The organism is Acidovorax sp. (assembly GCF_046341535.1).
Taxonomy (GTDB): domain Bacteria; phylum Pseudomonadota; class Gammaproteobacteria; order Burkholderiales; family Burkholderiaceae_C; genus Acidovorax.
Genome location: NZ_JBKDRI010000068.1, coordinates 1 through 18,472 on the forward strand (window position 1 = coordinate 1; position 18,472 = coordinate 18,472).

The following is an 18,472-nucleotide window of genomic DNA, read 5'->3' on the forward strand; positions in this document are numbered from 1 at the left end:
TGAGCGCTCGCAGCTTCAGTCGTTTGCGCGCAGTCGATCGCTGCCTGCGGCATTGAGTGCGCGAGCGCGCATTGTCCTGAGCAGTGCCGATGGCGAACTCAACAATGCCATCGCCGAGCGCCTGGGATTGACCAAGGCCACTGTGGGCAAGTGGCGAATGCGGTTTGTCGAGCGGCGCATCGCTGGCCTGTACGACGACGTGCGCCCGGGCAAACCACGCACGATCGATGATGAACGCGTGGCGAATTTGATCAAGACCACGCTGCACACCAAGCCCGCCAATGGCTCCACACACTGGAGCGTGCGCACAGTGGCTGCCGAGACCGGCATTTCCAAGACCAGCGTCGCACGGTATTTCCAGCTGTTTGGCCTGCAGCCTCATCGCACGGAGAGCTTCAAGCTCTCCAACGACCCGTTCTTCATCGAGAAGCTGCGCGATGTGGTCGGCCTGTACCTGAGCCCGCCTGACAACGCCTTGGTGATCTGCGTGGACGAGAAGAGTCAGTGCCAAGCGTTGGAGCGCACCCAGCCCATGCTGCCCATGGGTTTTGGCTATGTCGAGGGCGTCACCCATGACTACAAGCGCCACGGCACGACCACGTTGTTTGCTGCCTTGAACGTTCTCAACGGTGCCGTTTTGGCCGCCTGCAAGCCACGCCACCGACACCAGGAGTTTCTGGCCTTCCTGCGCGAGATCGACAATGCCGTACCTGCTGAGCTGGACATTCACTGCATCTGCGACAACTACGCCACGCACAGCCATCCGAAGATCAAGGCCTGGCTGAGCACAAGGCCGCGCTGGCACATGCACTTCATCCCAACTTACAGCTCTTGGCTGAACCAGGTTGAGCGCTTCTTCGCGCTGATCACCGACAAGGCGATTCGGCGGGGCTCGTTTACCAGCGTCAAGCAGCTTGTGCAGCGCATCGACCACTTCGTCGCCGCGCACAACACAAACTGCCAGCCCTTCACATGGACTGCCACCGCCGATTCGATCCTTGAAAAGCTGCATCGACTTTGCTCACGTATTTGCGGGACAGCACACTCTGTGCACTGAGCATAACAACCGCCTCGTGGAAGAAGGCGCTTGGGGGACATGACAACCTTGCATCGCAACCTACGCTGGCGTCATGAACATGGCATGAAAAAAGCGGCTCTACCGAGCCGCTTTTTTGCAGGTGCCAACCGTTTGAAAACGATCAGACGGTGACTTCCTTGGCGGTTTCGGCAAATTCCTCGATCTGGTCAAAGTTCATGTACTTGTAGATTTTGTCGCCATTTTTGTTGATGACGCCGATATCTGCCAGGTACTCTTCCTTGGTCGGGATGCGGCCGAGCTTGGAGCAGATCGCCGATAGCTCGGCTGAGCCGAGGTACACGTTCGTATTCTTGCCCAGGCGGTTGGGGAAGTTGCGCGTGCTGGTGGACATGACGGTGGCGCCCTCCTTCACCTGCGCTTGGTTGCCCATGCACAGCGAGCAGCCGGGCATTTCCATCCGGGCCCCGGCCGCGCCAAACACGCCGTAGTGGCCTTCTTCGGTGAGCTGCTGGGCGTCCATCTTGGTGGGCGGGGCCATCCATAGCTTGACGGGGATGTCTTTCTTGCCTTCAAGCAGCTTGGAAGCCGCGCGGAAGTGTCCAATATTGGTCATGCATGAGCCGATGAAGACTTCGTCGATCTTCGCGCCAGCCACGTCCGACAGCGTCTTGGCATCATCCGGGTCGTTGGGGCAGCACACGATGGGCTCGGTGATTTCGGCCAAGTCGATCTCGATCACGGCTGCGTATTCGGCGTCTGCGTCCGGCTGCAGCAGCTGGGGGTTGGCCAGCCAGGCTTCCATGGCCTTGATGCGGCGAGCAATGGTGCGCGCGTCGGCATAGCCCTGGGCAATCATGTTCTTGAGTAGCACGATGTTCGAGTTGATGTACTCGATCACGGGCTCTTTGTTCAGGCGCACGGTACAACCTGCGGCAGAGCGCTCGGCCGAAGCGTCCGACAGCTCGAACGCCTGCTCCACCTTCATGTCGGGCAGACCTTCGATCTCGAGAATGCGGCCCGAGAAGATGTTCTTCTTGCCCTGCTTGGCCACCGTGAGCAGGCCCTGCTTGATGGCGTACAACGGAATGGCGTGCACCAGGTCACGCAGCGTGACGCCCGGCTGCATCTGCCCTTTAAAGCGCACCAGCACCGATTCAGGCATGTCCAGCGGCATCACTCCCGTGGCGGCGGCAAACGCCACCAAGCCGGAGCCGGCTGGGAAGCTGATGCCGATGGGAAAGCGCGTGTGCGAGTCACCACCGGTGCCCACCGTGTCGGGCAGCAGCATGCGATTGAGCCAGCTGTGGATGATGCCGTCGCCGGGCTTGAGCGAGATGCCGCCGCGCGTGCTGATGAACTCGGGAAGCTCGTGGTGCATCTTCACGTCCACGGGCTTGGGGTACGCCGCGGTGTGGCAAAACGACTGCATCACCAGGTCGGCGCTGAAGCCCAGGCAGGCAAGGTCTTTGAGTTCGTCGCGCGTCATGGGGCCGGTGGTGTCTTGAGAGCCGACCGAGGTCATGCGAGGTTCGCAATACGTGCCGGGCACCACGCCCTGACCTTCGGGCAGACCGCAGGCGCGGCCCACCATCTTCTGCGCCAGCGTAAAGCCCTTGCCGGTGGCAGCCGGCACCTGGGGCAGGCGGAACAGTGTGGATGGTGGCAGGCCCAGCGCTTCGCGGGCCTTGGCGGTCAGGCCGCGACCAATGATCAGGGGAATTCGGCCGCCCGCACGCACTTCATCAAACAGCACTTCGCTCTTGACTTCAAACTCGGCAATCACGTTGCCGCCCTTGAGGGCCTGGCCCGCATAGGGCAGCAGCTCGATCTCGTCGCCCATGTGCATCTGGCTCACGTCCAGCTCGATCGGAAGCGCGCCGGCATCTTCCATGGTGTTGTAGAAGATCGGGGCGATCTTGCCGCCCAGGCACACGCCGCCAAATCGCTTGTTGGGCACAAAGGGAATGTCTTCGCCCGTGAACCACAACACGCTGTTGGTGGCCGACTTGCGGCTCGAGCCCGTACCCACCACGTCGCCCACATAGGCGACCAGGTTGCCGCGTGCGCGCAAGTCTTCAATGAATTTCACCGGGCCGCGCTTGCCGTCTTCCTCGGGCGTGATGCCGTCACGCTTGTTTTTGAGCATGGCCAGCGCATGCAGCGGGATGTCGGGACGGCTCCAGGCATCGGGCGCGGGCGACAGGTCATCGGTGTTGGTCTCGCCGGTGACCTTGAGCACGGTGAGCTTGATGCTCTGAGGCACCTCGGGGCGGCTGGTGAACCACTCGGCATCAGCCCAGCTTTGCAGCACAGATTGGGCAAACGTGTTGCTCTTGTCGGCCTTTTCCTTGACATCATGGAACTGGTCGAACATGAGCAGCGTCTTCTTGAGCGCTTCGGCAGCGACCGCCGCCACGGCGGCATCGTCGAGCAGATCGATCAGCGGGGTGAGGTTGTAGCCGCCCAGCATGGTGCCCAGCAGTTGAGTGGCCTTTTCGCGGTCAATCAGGGGGCATGTTTCTGTGCCGTGAGCCACGGCGGCCAGGTAGCTCGCCTTCACCTTCGCCGCATCGTCCACACCGGCAGGCACGCGGTGCGTGATCAGCTCAATCAGGTTCGCTTCTTCGCCAGCGGGCGGGTTCTTGAGCAAATCGACTAGTTCGCTGGTCTGCTTGGCGCTCAGCGGCAGGGGTGGAATGCCCAGCGCAGCGCGCTCGGCCACATGATCACGGTAGGCTTTCAACATCGTTTTCTCCAGTTGGGTCTATCTATTCAAAGTGAGGCGCGAGGGCACAGCAGACGGCCTAAAGCACTTCAAGGTGAGTGGCATCGCTGCTGCACAGGACTTACTTGAGCGGTTCGAGCACGCTCACAGGCGGATTCTTCTTGAAGGCTTCGGCCACCACGGTCTGCTCGGGGCTCATGCATTCGTCCGCCAGGCGCTGGCCCAGGCGCTGGTTCATCAGCATCGACTTGTTGGCAATCTGTAGCCAGACCGCACCGCCCTTGGCATCTTCAAGCCGTACGGCACCCGTGGAGGTGACCACAGGCGCCATGAAATACCTGAAACCCTTGCCCTCGATGCGGAAGTGGCCAGGGCTTGCAGGCTCGGGCGTCACGGTGACGTAGGCTCCCAGTTCACAGGGCATGCGGCCCACATGCACACGCTCGGCAATCGCCAGCTCTTCGGGCGAAAGGGCAGCCTCGGCCGCGCTGATGCCGGCTGCCACCTGGTTGGTAGCACTCTTGAGTTGCTCGCGGCTGCTGGACGGCTCGGCCTTGGCAACGGTGGCCTTCTGGGGGGCGGAGTTCGAGGTGCCATTGCCCGCCGATTTGGCATCAGACTTGGACGCAGGCTTGGCTGCGGCCTTGGACGCAGGTTTTGCCAGCTCACTCTTGGCTGAAGACTTGCCCGAAGGCGGGGTCGCAGTCGCCGACTGCGTCCATGCCAGACCGGGCGCCACAATGATGAGGGCGGTGACAAGGAAGGTCTTCATGAGGATTTCCTGCGTTGGACGATTCAAGATGGTTCACGAATGAACCGTGGTGGTCTCGCTGCGGAACCAGTGGCGTACCGACTGCGGCAACGGACGCGCGGTTTGATGGGCACGCTCCAGCACCTGCCAGTAAAAACGGTAGCTCGCACGGTCGTGCAGGATGCCATGGTGATTGATCGGAGCCCAATCAGCGCCTATCGCTGCCGCTATTATTTCAGAAGCATCCACGATGTCGTCCTGCCGCGGCGCAAACGCCTGCAGGATGGGCCGGATCTGCGCCGGATGGATACTCCACATGCGGGTAAAGCCCATCTCGCCAGCGGCACGACCGGCCGCAGTGCGCATGGCCTCGGCATCGGAAAACTCAGTCACCACGCAATGCGACGGCACCTTGCCATGGGCGTGGCAGGCGGCTGCGATTTCCAGCTTGGCTCGCACGACCAGCGGATGTGAAAACTGCCCAGCGGAACTCATGCCATGCGCCGGTATGGCGCCGCCATGCGCCGACACGAAGTCCATCAGACCGAAGCTCAGGCTCTGCACACCGGGATGCGCAGCAATTTCGAACACGCGGTTCACCGCCGCAGGGGATTCAATCAAGGCATGCACGGGCAGGTGGGCAGCGCCAGCAGCGGCGAGCGCACGTTCCACGCGCAGCACATCGTCCACCGATTCGACCTTGGGCACCATGACATGGCACAGCCGATGCCCCGCCTCAGATGCCACGATCTCCACATCGCTGGCAAATGCCGGGTGGTCGACCGCGTGGATGCGCACCGCCACACGCGCCTCGGGCGCGGCTTCGATTGCAAGGCGTGCCACCAGCCGGGCATGCTCGACCTCCAGGCCCACGGGCGCGCCGTCTTCGCAATCCAAGGTGACGTCAAAAACGCAAAAGCCAAACTCCCGCGTCATCTCAGCCTGCAGCTGCAGGCTTTTTTGCATCCGCACCGCCACCCCGCTGTAGTGATCGCACACCGGCAGCAGGTGGCTGCGCGCCTGCGGCCCTAGAAGAACATCACGCGGATGCAGCCGTGAAAGCTGTAATGCAGCGCCAGGCCCCTGCACGGAGCGCTCGGCGACCGAGGGGTCAGAAGCCAATGGCGTCGGCTGCATCTTGGCGGGCGTGCAGACCGTCTTTACAGCAGGTGCTTGACGCCGTCCTGCTCACCTTGCAGTTCAGCCAGGGTTTTGTTGATGCACTCTTGCGAGAAAGCATCGATTTCCAGACCCTGAACGATCTTGTACTCGCCGCCCTCGCAGGTGACGGGGTAGCCGAACATCACATCCTTGGGGATGCCGTATTCGCCGTTGGAAGGGACGCCCATGGTGACCCACTTGCCGTTGGTGCCCAGCGCCCAGTCGCGCATGTGGTCAATGGCAGCGTTGGCAGCCGAAGCAGCCGACGACAAACCTCGCGCAGCTATGATCGCTGCGCCACGCTTGCCCACAGTGGGCAAGAACGTGTTGGCGTTCCACTCGTGGTCGTTGATGGTGTCCTTGACGGACTTGCCGTTGACCCTGGCAAACCGGTAGTCCGCGTACATGGTGGGCGAGTGATTGCCCCACACAGCCAGCTTCTCGATATCTCCTACAGCGCAGCCGATCTTGGCGGCGATCTGAGAGGCAGCGCGGTTGTGGTCCAGGCGGAGCATGGCGGTGAAGTTCTTGGCCGGCAGATCAGGAGCCGACTTCATGGCGATGTAAGCGTTGGTGTTGGCCGGGTTGCCCACCACCAGCACGCGCACCTTGCGCGAGGCCACAGCATTCAGGGCCTTGCCCTGCGCTGTGAAGATTTGGGCATTGGCAGCCAGCAGATCGGCACGTTCCATGCCTGGGCCACGGGGGCGAGCCCCCACCAGCAAAGCGTAATCGGAATCCTTGAAAGCTAACATCGGATCGCTGTGGGCTTCGATACCGGCCAGCAGCGGGAAGGCGCAATCTTCCAGTTCCATGATCACGCCCTTGAGAGCGTTCTGGGCCTTTTCGTCGGGAATTTCAAGCAGTTGCAGGATCACGGGCTGGTCCTTGCCCAACATTTCGCCAGAGGCGATGCGAAACAGCAATGCATAACCGATTTGGCCAGCGGCGCCAGTGACGGCAACTCGAACAGGCTTCTTGCTCATGGTGAAAACTCCCGGGAAGTAAAAAAACAGGGAATGCAACGCTGCACCAGCGCCTGCTACGAGCAGCCAGTGCCTTGCAAAACAGCCTCGAATTGTACTTCCGAACCCCGCACGGGGTCAATTTGTCTTATGTCTTATATAAGATATGATCAGCACCGCCGGAAGTTGATCGCACATCCCTGGCTCGAGCCGAAAATCTGTCGGTGCGATTGGCGCCGCAACCAGCCTTCACCACAGCCCATGTCATCCCAGCCTATTGCCGCTGACACCAGTCCGACCCTGCAAGGCGGAGCCACTCCGGCGTTCAGCCCGCTTTATCAGCAGATCAAAGGCCTGATCCTGCAAAGCCTGCAGCAGGGCGAATGGAAACCCGGCGAGGCGATACCCAGCGAGATGGAACTTGCCGGACGCTTTCGTGTGAGCCAGGGCACGGTACGTAAAGCCATCGACGAACTGGCCGCAGAGAACCTGGTCATGCGCCGCCAGGGCAAGGGCACGTTTGTGGCAACCCATGCCGAGCAGCATGTGCAGTACCGGTTTCTGAAGCTGCTGCCCGACTCCGGCGACGCCCGGGTTGAGGGGCCAGCGCAGCGCCGCGTAATCGATTGCCGTCGCGTGCGTGCCAACGCAGATGTGGCGCGCGCCCTGGCCTTGCGCAGCGCAGACGCCGTGATACAGGCGCGCCGCATTCTTTCGTTTGCGGGTGTGCCCACCATCCTGGAGGACATCTGGCTTCCCGGCCAGGCATTCAAGGGACTCACGGCAAGCCAGCTGGCTGACTATCAAGGCCCCACTTACGCGATGTTCGAGCTGGATTTTGGGGTGCGCATGGTTCGCGCCGAAGAAAAAATTCGCGCCGTTCTGCCCGACAAAGAGCAGGCGCAGCTTCTTTCGGTCACCCCCGCGACTCCCTTGCTCAGCGTTGAACGCATCGCATTCACCTACAACGACGTACCGATGGAGTTACGCCGGGGTCTTTATCGCACCGATACCCACCATTACCGTAACGAATTGAGCTGACGCGGGGCTGGCATCCGAGCTTTAAGGTCGAAAATACCGGAGCATCAAAAACCCTCAATGCTGCGTTGCAATAGAATTTTGGTTGTCTGCATAGATCGATTACAGAACAGTTACATCCAAGAAAGCACAAGACATGACTGAGCTTGCCAAGAAACGGCCTGAATTCCGGAACATCAATGCCTTCAAGGACCTCACGACCTACCGTCTGCCGCCTGCGGGCTGGGTGTCCATCCTTCACCGCGTCAGCGGTGTGATCATGTTCCTGCTGCTCCCGTTCATTGTGTGGATGTTCGACACCTCCGTCTCCTCCGAAATTTCTTTCGCAAAATTCAAGGCGGTTTTCAACATTGGCCTGGGCTTTGTGCCCGGCTGGTTCTTCAAGCTGGTCGTCCTGGCACTGATGTGGGCGTATCTGCACCACTTCATCGCGGGCCTGCGCCATCTGTGGATGGACGTCAGCCACGACGCCGTGAGCAAGGAATTTGGGAAGTCTTCGGCGATCTTCACCTTGATTTCGAGCATTGCGCTGACGCTGGCCCTGGGCGCCAAGCTGTTTGGTCTGTACTGATGATTTCTCTGGCCGGATGCATCTCGAGGATGCACGGCTGACTCCGACTTTCAAAGGAAAAAAACAATGTCCGTCAATTACGGCTCCAAGCGCACCGTCGTCGGTGCCCACTACGGCTTGCGTGACTGGCTGAGCCAGCGCGTGACTGCGGCCCTGATGGCCCTGTTCACCGTGCTGGTGCTGGCCCAACTGCTGCTGGTCAAGGGACCGATCGGCTACGACGCCTGGGCAGGCATCTTCTCCAGCCAGTGGATGAAAGTAATCACGTTCTCGGTGATCGTTTCGCTGGCCTGGCATGTGTGGGTCGGTGTCCGTGACATTTTCATGGACTACATCAAGCCCGTGGGCGTACGTCTTGCCTTGCAGGTGTTCACCATCGTCTGGCTCGTTGCCTGCACCGGTTGGGGCATCCAGGTTCTCTGGCGTCTTTGAATCCCGCGACTGAAGGCATATAACAATGAGCTACACCAACGCAAACATCACCAAGCGCAAGTTCGACGTCATCATCGTTGGCGCCGGCGGCTCCGGCATGCGCGCATCGCTTCAGCTGGCCCGCGCCGGACTGAACGTCGCAGTGCTGTCCAAAGTCTTCCCCACCCGCTCGCACACCGTGGCGGCTCAGGGCGGCATTGGCGCGTCCCTGGGCAACATGTCCGAGGACAACTGGCACTACCATTTCTACGACACCATCAAGGGCTCAGACTGGCTAGGCGACCAGGATGCGATCGAGTTCATGTGTCGTGAAGCTCCCAAGGTCGTTTATGACCTAGAACACATGGGCATGCCGTTTGACCGCAACACGGATGGCACGATCTACCAGCGCCCGTTTGGCGGCCACACCGCCAACTATGGCGAAAAGCCCGTGCAACGCGCCTGCGCTGCTGCCGACCGCACCGGCCACGCCATGCTGCACACGCTGTATCAGCAAAACGTCAAGGCGCGCACCAACTTCTTTGTGGAGTGGATGGCTCTGGATCTGATTCGCGACGCCGATGGCGACGTCGTGGGCGTGACCGCACTGGAAATGGAAACCGGCGACCTGCACATCCTGGAGGCCAAGACCACCCTGCTGGCCACTGGTGGCGCAGGCCGCATCTTTGCCGCATCGACCAACGCCTTCATCAACACCGGAGACGGTCTGGGCATGGCAGCGCGCGCTGGCATTCCGCTGGAAGACATGGAGTTCTGGCAGTTCCACCCCACCGGCGTGGCCGGAGCGGGCGTGCTGCTGACCGAGGGTTGCCGTGGCGAAGGGGCCATCTTGCTCAACAGCAATGGCGAGCGCTTCATGGAGCGCTACGCGCCCACGCTCAAAGACCTGGCACCGCGTGATTTTGTTTCGCGCTCGATGGACCAGGAAATCAAGGAAGGCCGTGGCTGCGGCCCCAACAAGGACTACGTGCTGCTCAAGCTGGACCACCTGGGTGCAGACACCATCCACAAGCGCCTGCCTTCGGTGTATGAGATCGGCGTGAACTTTGCCAATGTGGACATCACCAAGGAGCCCATTCCTGTCGTGCCCACCATCCACTACCAGATGGGTGGCATCCCCACCAACATCAACGGACAGGTGGTGGTGCAGCAAGGGGGCAACGACAACCTGGTGGTCAACGGCCTGTACGCCGTGGGCGAATGCTCGTGCGTGTCGGTGCACGGCGCCAACCGCCTGGGCACCAACTCGCTGCTGGACCTGCTGGTGTTCGGCCGCGCAGCGGGCAACCACATCGTCGAATTTAACGACAAGAACAAGAACCACAAACCCCTGCCCAAGGACGCGGCTGACCGCACCCTGGCGCGCCTGAACCGCCTGCAGGGCGCCAGCAGCGGCGAATACGCCCAGGACGTGGCCAATGACATTCGCGCCAGCATGCAGTTGCACGCCGGCGTGTTCCGCACGCAGGCCAGCATGGACGAAGGCGTCAAGAAGATCGCCGAACTACGCAACCGCATCAACAGCGTGGGCCTGAAGGACCACTCCAAGGTGTTCAATACCGCCCGCATCGAGGCGCTGGAAGTCGAGAACCTGATCGAATCCGCACAGGCCACGATGGAGTCGGCAGCAGCCCGCAAGGAATGCCGCGGCGCCCACACCGTGAGCGACTATGAGCGCCCCGCGGACGACCCGGTGGCACCACTGGGCCGCGACGATGCCAACTGGATGAAGCACACGCTGTGGCACAGCGAGAGCAACAGCCTGACCTACAAGCCAGTCAAACTCAAACCCCTGACCGTGGACTCCGTTCCGCCAAAGGTTCGTACGTTCTAAACGGTTACAGGAGCACCCACTATGGCAAAACGCACCTTCCAAATCTATCGCTACGATCCTGACAAGGACGCCAAGCCCTACATGCAAACGGTCGAGGTCGAACTCGACGGCAGCGAGCGCATGCTGCTCGACGCGCTGATGAAGCTCAAGGCGCAGGACCCATCCCTGTCGTTCCGCCGGTCGTGCCGCGAAGGCGTCTGCGGCTCCGACGCGATGAATATCAACGGCAAGAACGGTCTGGCCTGCCTGACCAACATGAACACGCTGCCCGGCACCGTGGTCCTCAAGCCCCTGCCCGGCCTGCCAGTGATCCGCGACCTGATCGTGGACATGACGCAGTTTTTCAAGCAGTACAACTCGATCAAGCCGTACCTCATCAACGATAACGTGCCGCCCGAGACCGAGCGCCTGCAGTCACCCGAAGAGCGCGAAGAGCTCAACGGCCTGTACGAGTGCATTCTGTGCGCGAGCTGCTCCACCAGTTGCCCCAGCTTCTGGTGGAACCCCGACAAGTTCGTGGGCCCGGCCGGCCTTCTGCAGGCCTACCGATTCATCGCTGACAGCCGCGACGAAGCCACGGCACAGCGCCTGGACAACCTGGAAGACCCCTATCGTTTATTCCGTTGCCACACCATCATGAACTGCGTGGATGTTTGCCCCAAGGGTTTGAACCCTACCAAGGCGATCGGCAAGATCAAGGAGTTGATGGTGCGCCGCGCCATCTGACCTGGCGATTCCAACGGTCATGGGTGACACTGCCAACTCCGAGCCGCTGTCAGCGTCTCGGCTGCTGAACGAGCGCGAGCTGAGCAAGCTGCACTGGCGCTGCAGGCGCGGTCTGCTCGAAAACGACCTGTTCATTGAACAGTTCTTCGCCCGGTTCGAGCCTGAGCTGAACCAGCGCCATGCGCAGGGCCTAGCTATCCTGATGGACCTTTCGGACAACGACCTGCTGGACCTTCTCCTGCGGCGTCGCGAACCCAAGGACTCGCTAGATGCGCCCGAGGTCCATGAAGTGCTAAGGATGCTGCGCAAAAGCGGCCGCACCCCAGAGCTTGGGGCCTGATGGCCCAGCCACACCACACCGGATGATCATCGGCAAAACCTAAGGAAAATCACAATGAAGCTAGCTGACAACAAAGCCACCCTGTCCTTCAGCAACGGCAGCCCCAGCGTGGACCTGCCGATCTACCAGGGCAGCATCGGTCCGGACGTGATTGATATTCGCAAGCTGTATGCGCAGACGGGCATGTTCACCTACGACCCGGGTTTTCTTTCGACGGCGGCAACGCAGTCGGCCATCACGTACATCGATGGCGACAAGGGCGAGCTGCTGTACCGTGGCTACCCCATCGAGCAGCTGGCCACTCACTGTGACTACCTGGACACCTGCTACCTACTGCTCAACGGCGACCTGCCCAACGAGACGCAGAGAACCGCTTTTCACAAGCTCGTGACCAACCACACCATGGTCAACGAGCAAATGCAGTTCTTTCTGCGGGGTTTCCGCCGTGACGCCCATCCGATGGCGGTGCTGACCGGTCTGGTGGGCGCGCTGTCGGCCTTCTACCACGACAGTACAGACATCAACAACCCGCAGCACCGCGAGATCGCCGCCATCCGGCTCATTGCCAAGATGCCGACGCTGGTTGCCATGGCATACAAGTACGGCGTGGGTCAGCCCTATATGTACCCGCAGAACAGTCTGAGCTACTCGGGCAACTTCCTGCGCATGATGTTCGGCACGCCCTGCGAAGAGTACAACGTCAGCCCCGTGCTCGAGCGCGCCCTGGACCGTATCTTCATCCTGCACGCCGACCACGAGCAAAATGCTTCGACCTCGACCGTGCGCCTGTGCGGCTCGTCCGGCACCAACCCGTTTGCAGCCATTGCTGCGGGCGTGGCCTGCCTGTGGGGGCCCGCACACGGCGGCGCCAACGAGGCGGCCCTGAACATGCTGCACGACATCCAGGCCCAGGGCGGTGTCGAGAAAATTGGCGAGTTCATCAAGCAGGTCAAGGACAAGAACTCCGGCGTGAAGCTGATGGGCTTCGGGCACCGTGTCTACAAGAACTATGACCCTCGCGCCAAGCTCATGCAGGAAACCTGCAATGAAGTGCTGGCCGAGCTGGGTCTGGAAAACGACCCGCTGTTCAAGCTGGCCAAGTCACTGGAGAAAATCGCCCTGGAAGACGATTACTTCGTGCAGCGCAAGCTTTACCCGAATGTGGATTTCTACTCGGGCATCGTGCAGCGCGCCATCGGCATTCCAGTGAATTTGTTCACCGGCATTTTTGCCCTGGCCCGCACCGTGGGCTGGATCGCCCAGCTCAACGAAATGATCGGCGACCCCGAGTACAAAATCGGCCGTCCACGCCAGTTGTTCTCCGGGTCCGAGCGCCGCAACGTGCCTCCCCTGGAAAGCCGTTGATTGCAGCCGCTGTGTGCGCCGCCCGCCGGTGCGCACCCTGCCCCGTCAAAGCCAGCATGCGCGGTGCCTGCTGGCTTTTTTCATCGCCACGGCGTACTCACTCCCCTGAGGTCTGAAGCACTCTCGCTGCGCCCCGACAGCGGCATTCCGAACTGAAGATAGCGTTTGTCCGCTAACGCCAGCTTCAGCGCCCCAGCCCTGGTGGGAAGAAAACTGGCTTGCCATCTGCCGATGTAAACCTGCCGCACCCGCATCACTGGGGTATCCATGTCGGGAAACACGCCGTCGCCAAAGCATCTGCTCAGACTGCCAGGCGATCGGGCCGCTCTTGCCTTAATGCTCTTTTAAGGGCAAGGACTGACCATCTGCACTATGCCCGTTTTCCGACAGCGGCTGCGCCCTGTGCGTGCGGCCCAGAGCAGCCTTCGCATCGCCGACACAGCGCCGCCCTCATTCTTCTCCTCCGCACGGCTGGCCGTGTTCGTCAGCCTGTGGCTTGCCACTGTTTGCAACGTGCCGTTGTGGGCCGCCGTGCGAGACCTTCCTGGCGACGGGCTCTCTATCGACCGACTGGGATTCATGCTGGTATTTGGTGCTGTCGTTGCCGCGGGCAACGTAGCCTTGCTCAGCCTGCTGGGATGGCGGCGAACCGTCAAGCCCATGGCGACAGCGCTGGTGCTGATGGCGGCTTTTGGCGCATATTTCATGCTGGCCTATGGGATAGTCATCGACGCCACCATGCTCACCAACGTGCTGCAAACCGATGTGCAGGAGGCTGGGGATCTGTTCAATTGGCGGCTGGTGGCAACCGTCGTGGTGCTCGCCGGGCCACCCCTGTGGTGGCTATGGCATCACCCACTGCCGCAGCGGACCTTGCTCAGACAGGCACTGCATAACGTCGGCCTGCTGGCCATGGCATCGGTCGTAGCGGTGCTCGGCGTTCTGCTGGTGTTTCAGGAGTTTGCCTCCACTATGCGTAATCACACCCAGTTGCGCTACCTGATCAATCCGCTCAACAGCGTTTACGCGCTGGGCAACATCGCCACCCGGCCGCTGCGCATGGATACACGGCAGATCCTTCCCATCGGCAGGGACGCCCAGCTCGGCGTCACCTACTCGGGTCAGCCGCGCCCGCCGCTCTTGGTGCTGGTACTCGGCGAAACGGGGCGTGCCAGTAATTTCGCGCTCAATGGCTACAGCAGGCCCACCACGCCACTTCTATCGACGCGCAGCGACCTCATCAGCGCCCGTAATGCGTGGGCCTGTGGCACCAGCACCGCGGCCTCGGTGCCATGCATGTTTTCGCACCTGTCGCGCAATGACTTCGAATCGCGCAAAGCCAATTTCGAGGGTCTCATGGACGTGCTGCAGCACGCTGGCTTGGCCGTGCTATGGGTGGACAACCAGTCCGGCTGCAAGGGCGTGTGCGACCGCATTCCCAACGCCAGCACCTTTGGCGAAAAAGATCCTGACCATTGCCCTGGTGGCTCTGACTGCCTGGATACCATCATGCTCAAAGGCTTGGACGAACGCCTGGCAGCGCTGCCTGCCGAACAGCGCCAGCGCGGCACCGTGGTGGTGCTGCATCAGATGGGCAGCCACGGTCCGGCGTACTACAAACGCTCGGCTCCAGAACGCAAGGTGTTCGTGCCCGAGTGCCGATCCAACGCGCTGCAAGAGTGCGGCCGCGAGCAGGTGGTCAATGCATACGACAACAGCATCGTGGAGACCGATTTCTTCCTCGACTCTGTCATCAAATGGCTCCAAGGGCATGAAGCAAAATCCGACACAGCGATGATTTATGTGTCAGACCATGGTGAATCGCTGGGAGAGAACAACATCTACCTGCATGGTTTGCCCTACGCCATCGCACCGGACGTCCAAAAGCACGTGCCGTGGCTGACCTGGTTATCCCCCGCCATGCAGGCCCGCGCGCGCATCAGCACCGGCTGCCTCCGACGCCAGTTGGCCGAGCAGCGCATCACGCACGACCACTATTTTCATTCGGTCTTGGGGCTGATGGATGTGCAGACCGGGATCTACGACCCTGCACTGGATATGTTTGCAGACTGCATGCAGTCTGCCGCCGCTGCCGATCGCCCAGCGTCCGCAGCGCGATAAACGAGTTTCAGGTGGCCAAACCGCGCCGGGCGGTTTAACCTTGTGTTCGCCCCGATGGGCTGCCACGCATCGCCGAAACGTGCTCCCCGAAATGCCTTGGTCGCTCCACAGCCCCGAAGCGCCAAGCGCTGCGCTGTACACGGGGTATCTCTCGTGGTCAGGCCCCAGGTGCACCCGATTCCCAGCTGCCATCAACTGGCACAGGTGCATAAACACCGCCTGGTCAACGATGTTCAAGGCCTCTGGACTGCGGAAGACGTACTCCATCCGCTGCTTTTGGATGGTCGTCTTGTACTCAATTTCCAGCGGGACAACCGGCGCCCCGTTCTGGGTTGGCCGAAACAGCCCCTGCGCGAAGATGACTGCGGGCCACACGGGGGCGTGGTCCATGTAATCGACTACGTAGCGGCTGGCATCGCTCGGACAACGCGGCTGGGGCGATGTGGTTTTTTTTAGTTTGCTCATGCTTGCCTTTGTGCTGATCCAAAGTAGCAAGCAGATTTAGGTGCACGCAAAGATTCCGCCCCAAAGCACCGTCATCGCCCCTCCCGCCAGTGACCGCAAGCTATTCCTGCTCGAAGTTGGCGGAGCGGAATTTCAGCACCCCGCAGTTCTCTTTGATGGTCCGCTGCAAGGCTGCCTCAAAACCGTCGCGCGTGCGCGCCTCAATTTCGACGGTGACGGTGACGTCCACACCGCTCTGGGCCGCAAAGTGCTGAATCACCTCGTTCACGATGGTCGAAAAGTCCATGGTTGCCGTCGTGGCATCCACCTCCACCAGTCCAAAGAACCGGTTGGGCAATGCCACCGCAGCCGTAGCCGCCGTGGTTCCCTCGGACTTGGAAACCACCGGACGCTGGCCGGGCAATGGCGTGCCAGGCACACCGCTGCCGACATTGGCAGGCACCGCTTGCTGTGCTGCACGCTCGCGCTGCTCCGCATCCAGCTTCTGTTGGTACTCGATGGCCGCCGCCTGGCTAATGAGCACGGTGTCTGCATCCATGGTGACCAATGCCGAGTGGCCGAAGGAAAACCCCAGCCAACGATCACCATCCTTGCCCGCCGCATAGCCAAACCCGTCACGGGTGGCGCAGCCTACCGTCACCGCCTGCACAAACACATCAGAGTTCAGCAGGCGTGGCAGGTACAGGTACTGGCAACTGTCTTGCCACACTTTCAAAGCCGAGACCTCGGTGACGCCCTCTTTGAAGTACCACTGGTTCAACACCCGGTTCAGGTGGACGGGCGACCACGCACTCACCAGCCATTCTTCTTCTTTGAGCTTGCCCTCAATCGCATCGACCACGCTCGGTGCAGACGCCGACAAGGCCACAGCCTCCCAGCGCAGTGCCAACTTGCCCCGCACCATCTCTTCGGTGGGCACCATCAGCCAGCGATAGGTCTCGCGCACCATCTGCTTGACGCCATCCTCAGTACCGTCCATCGCGCGCTTGGCCTGATCGGCCTGGTAGGTGCCCAGGTCGATACGGCGGTTTTGCACGTCTTCCACGATGGACTTCCATGCCAGATAGGTCCGCACGGCATCACGCAGGCGCTGCACAGCGTCACCATCGGGCGCCAGGAAAATCAGGCGGTTGCGTTTCAGCCGTGGTGCATCGCCCCGCTTTTCCAGCACCTCGGTGGCAGCCAACAAAGCCAACGACTCATCTTGCTTGCGGTAACCCGCATTGGGCGGCAGCACCACCAACCGTGGCCCCAGGCCAAACTCATCGGGCACATCCGCAGACGGCACAAACACATGGATGGCGGCAAAGTGGTTGCCCTTGGTAAACACCCTGCCCACACGGTCGCGCAGCAGTGGCATCACGTCATCAGCGTCTTTCAGATTGGCCTTGCGGCTTTCCATCTCGCGGCGCAGGTTGGGGCGCGTGTCAAACCAGTAGCTGTCCTTTTCACCGTAGAGGTAATGCAGCCGATCACGCAGGCGCTTGATGACGTCCTCATACGTGCCCACGGCCTGCCCTGGCTGCACAGCACCCAGCAAAATGCCTTCTACCCGAATGCCGCGCACCGCCTGCGCAGCGTTAGACGGCGCACTGCCCAAGAATATGGTGCGCGCAACGCGCCGCGCGGCTTGCAAGCTGCCAAACCGGGTGTCATGCCCGTCAATGTCTGCCGCCGCTGAGCGCGGGCCATCCATCTCTCGTTCAATCACCGGCTCCCAGCCATTGGGCAGGTAGTGGATGCTCTTGTTGCGCACCAGCGCATCGTCCAGCGGCAACGACCCCGGCATGATGAGCGGGTCTTTGTCACGGCTATCCCACAGCCTGTGGATGACGATGGCCATGTACTGCAACACCCCGCGCGTGCGCTGAAACTTATCCAGCGTGGACCAGTCCTCGTACAGCCGGTCGAACACCTCCGGGTGAATCGGGTATGCGTGCGCAATGCGCTCCTCGTAGCGCGCCTCCTGCGTCTCGCTAGGGAACTTGGTCGGGTTCTGGCGGTACAGCTCGCCAAAAGCCCGTGCCGTGGCGTTCACCTGCGCGGGGTCGCCCACGGTGTCAAACAGCCGCCTGCGCACAATCTCGAAGGCCTCTTCCGCTGCCACTGGCTTCCAGACCGATTCCACGCGGCCAAAGTATTTTTCCAGCACATCCAGCGCGCGCTGACCCTGCGTGCCTGCCGCCTCGGTTTCTGACTGGGGAAGCGATGCCAACAAGATGGCGTTAGGCACGCTCTTCATCGCCTCAGTCAACGCCTGGATGAAGGTGATGTTGCTATCAAACGTCCCGCCGGGGTAGCTCTTGCCCGGCTCCAACTGGCGCACATAGGCCACCAGCTCGTCCAGCAGCACTACACACGGCGCCGCGCGTTGCAGCAGAGTCGTCAGCACGTCTTTACCGGGGGATGTACCCGCCTGATCGGCATCGGCCAGCAGCGCATAGCCCTCGGCCCCCAGCAGCTGCACAGCCAGGTCTCCCCACAGCGTGTTCACCGTGGTACCCGCATGCGACCGCGGCAGGCTGGGCGAGAACTTGATGCCATCAATGACCGCCACCCGTGCCTGCGGCAGCGATGTCACGCCTGCGGCATCCAGAATGGGCGGGATGCCCGCCAGCTTCTCGGTGGGGCACTGGCGGCTGGCTAGGTGGTACACCGCCAGCAGCGTGTGGGTCTTGCCACCACCAAAGGCCGTTTGCAGCTGGATGACCGGGTCACCGCCCCGCCCCGACAAGCGCTCAGCCACGCTTTGCAATAGCAGGCGCATACCTTCGGTGATGAAGGTTCGGGCGAAGAACTTCTCTGCGTCCTGGTACTCAGGCTCCGCCGTGCCTGCATGCACCTGCGAGATGTCAGCAGCGAATTCGCTTTGCTTGAAAGTGCCTTCCAGCACGTCCTTGTGGGGGTGGGCGACTTCGCGCCACGGTTTGATGCTCATC

The 18,472-nt window shown here is 61.3% G+C and carries 14 protein-coding genes; 9 read left to right on the forward strand and 5 right to left on the reverse strand.

The features are described 5' to 3' along the window. On the forward strand, positions 1–1,057 hold a 1,057-nt coding region (locus tag ACK543_RS04625; protein WP_409941679.1), incomplete at its 5' end, for an IS630 family transposase. A gap of 142 nt (positions 1,058–1,199) precedes the next feature. Here ACK543_RS04625 and acnB read toward each other — a convergent pair. The 4 genes from acnB to ACK543_RS04645 form a co-directional block, all read right to left on the reverse strand. After that, positions 1,200–3,785 carry a bifunctional aconitate hydratase 2/2-methylisocitrate dehydratase gene (gene acnB / locus ACK543_RS04630; protein WP_409941680.1) on the reverse strand — a complete coding sequence of 862 codons (2,586 nt, stop codon included), beginning with the start codon at positions 3,783–3,785 and terminating at the stop codon, positions 1,200–1,202. A 100-nt stretch (positions 3,786–3,885) separates the two neighbouring features. Continuing rightward, a complete protein-coding gene (locus tag ACK543_RS04635; RefSeq protein ID WP_409941681.1) occupies positions 3,886–4,536 on the reverse strand; it encodes a hypothetical protein in 651 nt (216 codons plus the stop codon). Between the two features lie 33 nt (positions 4,537–4,569). After that, entirely contained in the window at positions 4,570–5,652 is a 1,083-nt protein-coding gene (locus tag ACK543_RS04640; RefSeq protein ID WP_409941682.1) for an HpcH/HpaI aldolase/citrate lyase family protein, read from the reverse strand. 23 nt (positions 5,653–5,675) lie between these two features. Beyond that, a complete protein-coding gene (locus tag ACK543_RS04645) occupies positions 5,676–6,662 on the reverse strand; it encodes a malate dehydrogenase (RefSeq protein ID WP_409941683.1) in 987 nt (328 codons plus the stop codon). Positions 6,663–6,902: 240 nt separating this feature from the next. On the opposite strand from ACK543_RS04645, the gene ACK543_RS04650 reads away from it, so the two are divergent. The 8 genes from ACK543_RS04650 to ACK543_RS04685 all read left to right on the forward strand — a co-directional run bounded on the left by ACK543_RS04650 (position 6,903) and on the right by ACK543_RS04685 (position 15,068). Beyond that, positions 6,903–7,682: a GntR family transcriptional regulator gene (locus tag ACK543_RS04650; RefSeq protein ID WP_409941684.1), complete on the forward strand. Its 780-nt coding sequence runs from the start codon at positions 6,903–6,905 to the stop codon at positions 7,680–7,682. Between the two features lie 133 nt (positions 7,683–7,815). Then, positions 7,816–8,250, forward strand: a complete 435-nt coding sequence (sdhC, locus tag ACK543_RS04655) for a succinate dehydrogenase, cytochrome b556 subunit (protein WP_409941685.1) — start codon at positions 7,816–7,818, stop codon at positions 8,248–8,250. Between the two features lie 66 nt (positions 8,251–8,316). Next, positions 8,317–8,682, forward strand: coding sequence for a succinate dehydrogenase, hydrophobic membrane anchor protein (sdhD, locus tag ACK543_RS04660; protein ID WP_409941686.1), 366 nt, complete (start codon positions 8,317–8,319; stop codon positions 8,680–8,682). Positions 8,683–8,707: 25 nt separating this feature from the next. Then, positions 8,708–10,516, forward strand: a complete 1,809-nt coding sequence (gene sdhA, locus ACK543_RS04665) for a succinate dehydrogenase flavoprotein subunit (protein ID WP_409941687.1) — start codon at positions 8,708–8,710, stop codon at positions 10,514–10,516. A 21-nt stretch (positions 10,517–10,537) separates the two neighbouring features. Continuing rightward, a complete protein-coding gene (locus ACK543_RS04670) occupies positions 10,538–11,242 on the forward strand; it encodes a succinate dehydrogenase iron-sulfur subunit (RefSeq protein WP_409941688.1) in 705 nt (234 codons plus the stop codon). Between the two features lie 19 nt (positions 11,243–11,261). Continuing rightward, positions 11,262–11,582: a succinate dehydrogenase assembly factor 2 gene (locus tag ACK543_RS04675; RefSeq protein WP_409941689.1), complete on the forward strand. Its 321-nt coding sequence runs from the start codon at positions 11,262–11,264 to the stop codon at positions 11,580–11,582. A gap of 54 nt (positions 11,583–11,636) precedes the next feature. Continuing rightward, positions 11,637–12,947 carry a citrate synthase gene (locus tag ACK543_RS04680; protein ID WP_409941690.1) on the forward strand — a complete coding sequence of 437 codons (1,311 nt, stop codon included), beginning with the start codon at positions 11,637–11,639 and terminating at the stop codon, positions 12,945–12,947. Positions 12,948–13,319: 372 nt separating this feature from the next. Beyond that, a complete protein-coding gene (locus ACK543_RS04685) occupies positions 13,320–15,068 on the forward strand; it encodes a phosphoethanolamine transferase (protein WP_409941691.1) in 1,749 nt (582 codons plus the stop codon). A 565-nt stretch (positions 15,069–15,633) separates the two neighbouring features. Here the strand turns inward: ACK543_RS04685 and ACK543_RS04690 are convergent. Next, positions 15,634–18,471, reverse strand: coding sequence for an ATP-binding protein (locus ACK543_RS04690; protein WP_409941692.1), 2,838 nt, complete (start codon positions 18,469–18,471; stop codon positions 15,634–15,636). Position 18,472: the final 1 nt, after the last annotated feature.

Coding starts and splice junctions, on each gene's coding strand:
- acnB (WP_409941680.1), bottom strand. CDS start 3,785: ATGTTGAAAGCCTACCGTGATCATGTGGCCGAGCGCGCTGCGCTGGGC.
- ACK543_RS04635 (WP_409941681.1), bottom strand. CDS start 4,536: ATGAAGACCTTCCTTGTCACCGCCCTCATCATTGTGGCGCCCGGTCTG.
- ACK543_RS04640 (WP_409941682.1), bottom strand. CDS start 5,652: ATGCAGCCGACGCCATTGGCTTCTGACCCCTCGGTCGCCGAGCGCTCC.
- ACK543_RS04645 (WP_409941683.1), bottom strand. CDS start 6,662: ATGAGCAAGAAGCCTGTTCGAGTTGCCGTCACTGGCGCCGCTGGCCAA.
- ACK543_RS04650 (WP_409941684.1), top strand. CDS start 6,903: ATGTCATCCCAGCCTATTGCCGCTGACACCAGTCCGACCCTGCAAGGC.
- sdhC (WP_409941685.1), top strand. CDS start 7,816: ATGACTGAGCTTGCCAAGAAACGGCCTGAATTCCGGAACATCAATGCC.
- sdhD (WP_409941686.1), top strand. CDS start 8,317: ATGTCCGTCAATTACGGCTCCAAGCGCACCGTCGTCGGTGCCCACTAC.
- sdhA (WP_409941687.1), top strand. CDS start 8,708: ATGAGCTACACCAACGCAAACATCACCAAGCGCAAGTTCGACGTCATC.
- ACK543_RS04670 (WP_409941688.1), top strand. CDS start 10,538: ATGGCAAAACGCACCTTCCAAATCTATCGCTACGATCCTGACAAGGAC.
- ACK543_RS04675 (WP_409941689.1), top strand. CDS start 11,262: ATGGGTGACACTGCCAACTCCGAGCCGCTGTCAGCGTCTCGGCTGCTG.
- ACK543_RS04680 (WP_409941690.1), top strand. CDS start 11,637: ATGAAGCTAGCTGACAACAAAGCCACCCTGTCCTTCAGCAACGGCAGC.
- ACK543_RS04685 (WP_409941691.1), top strand. CDS start 13,320: ATGCCCGTTTTCCGACAGCGGCTGCGCCCTGTGCGTGCGGCCCAGAGC.
- ACK543_RS04690 (WP_409941692.1), bottom strand. CDS start 18,471: ATGAGCATCAAACCGTGGCGCGAAGTCGCCCACCCCCACAAGGACGTG.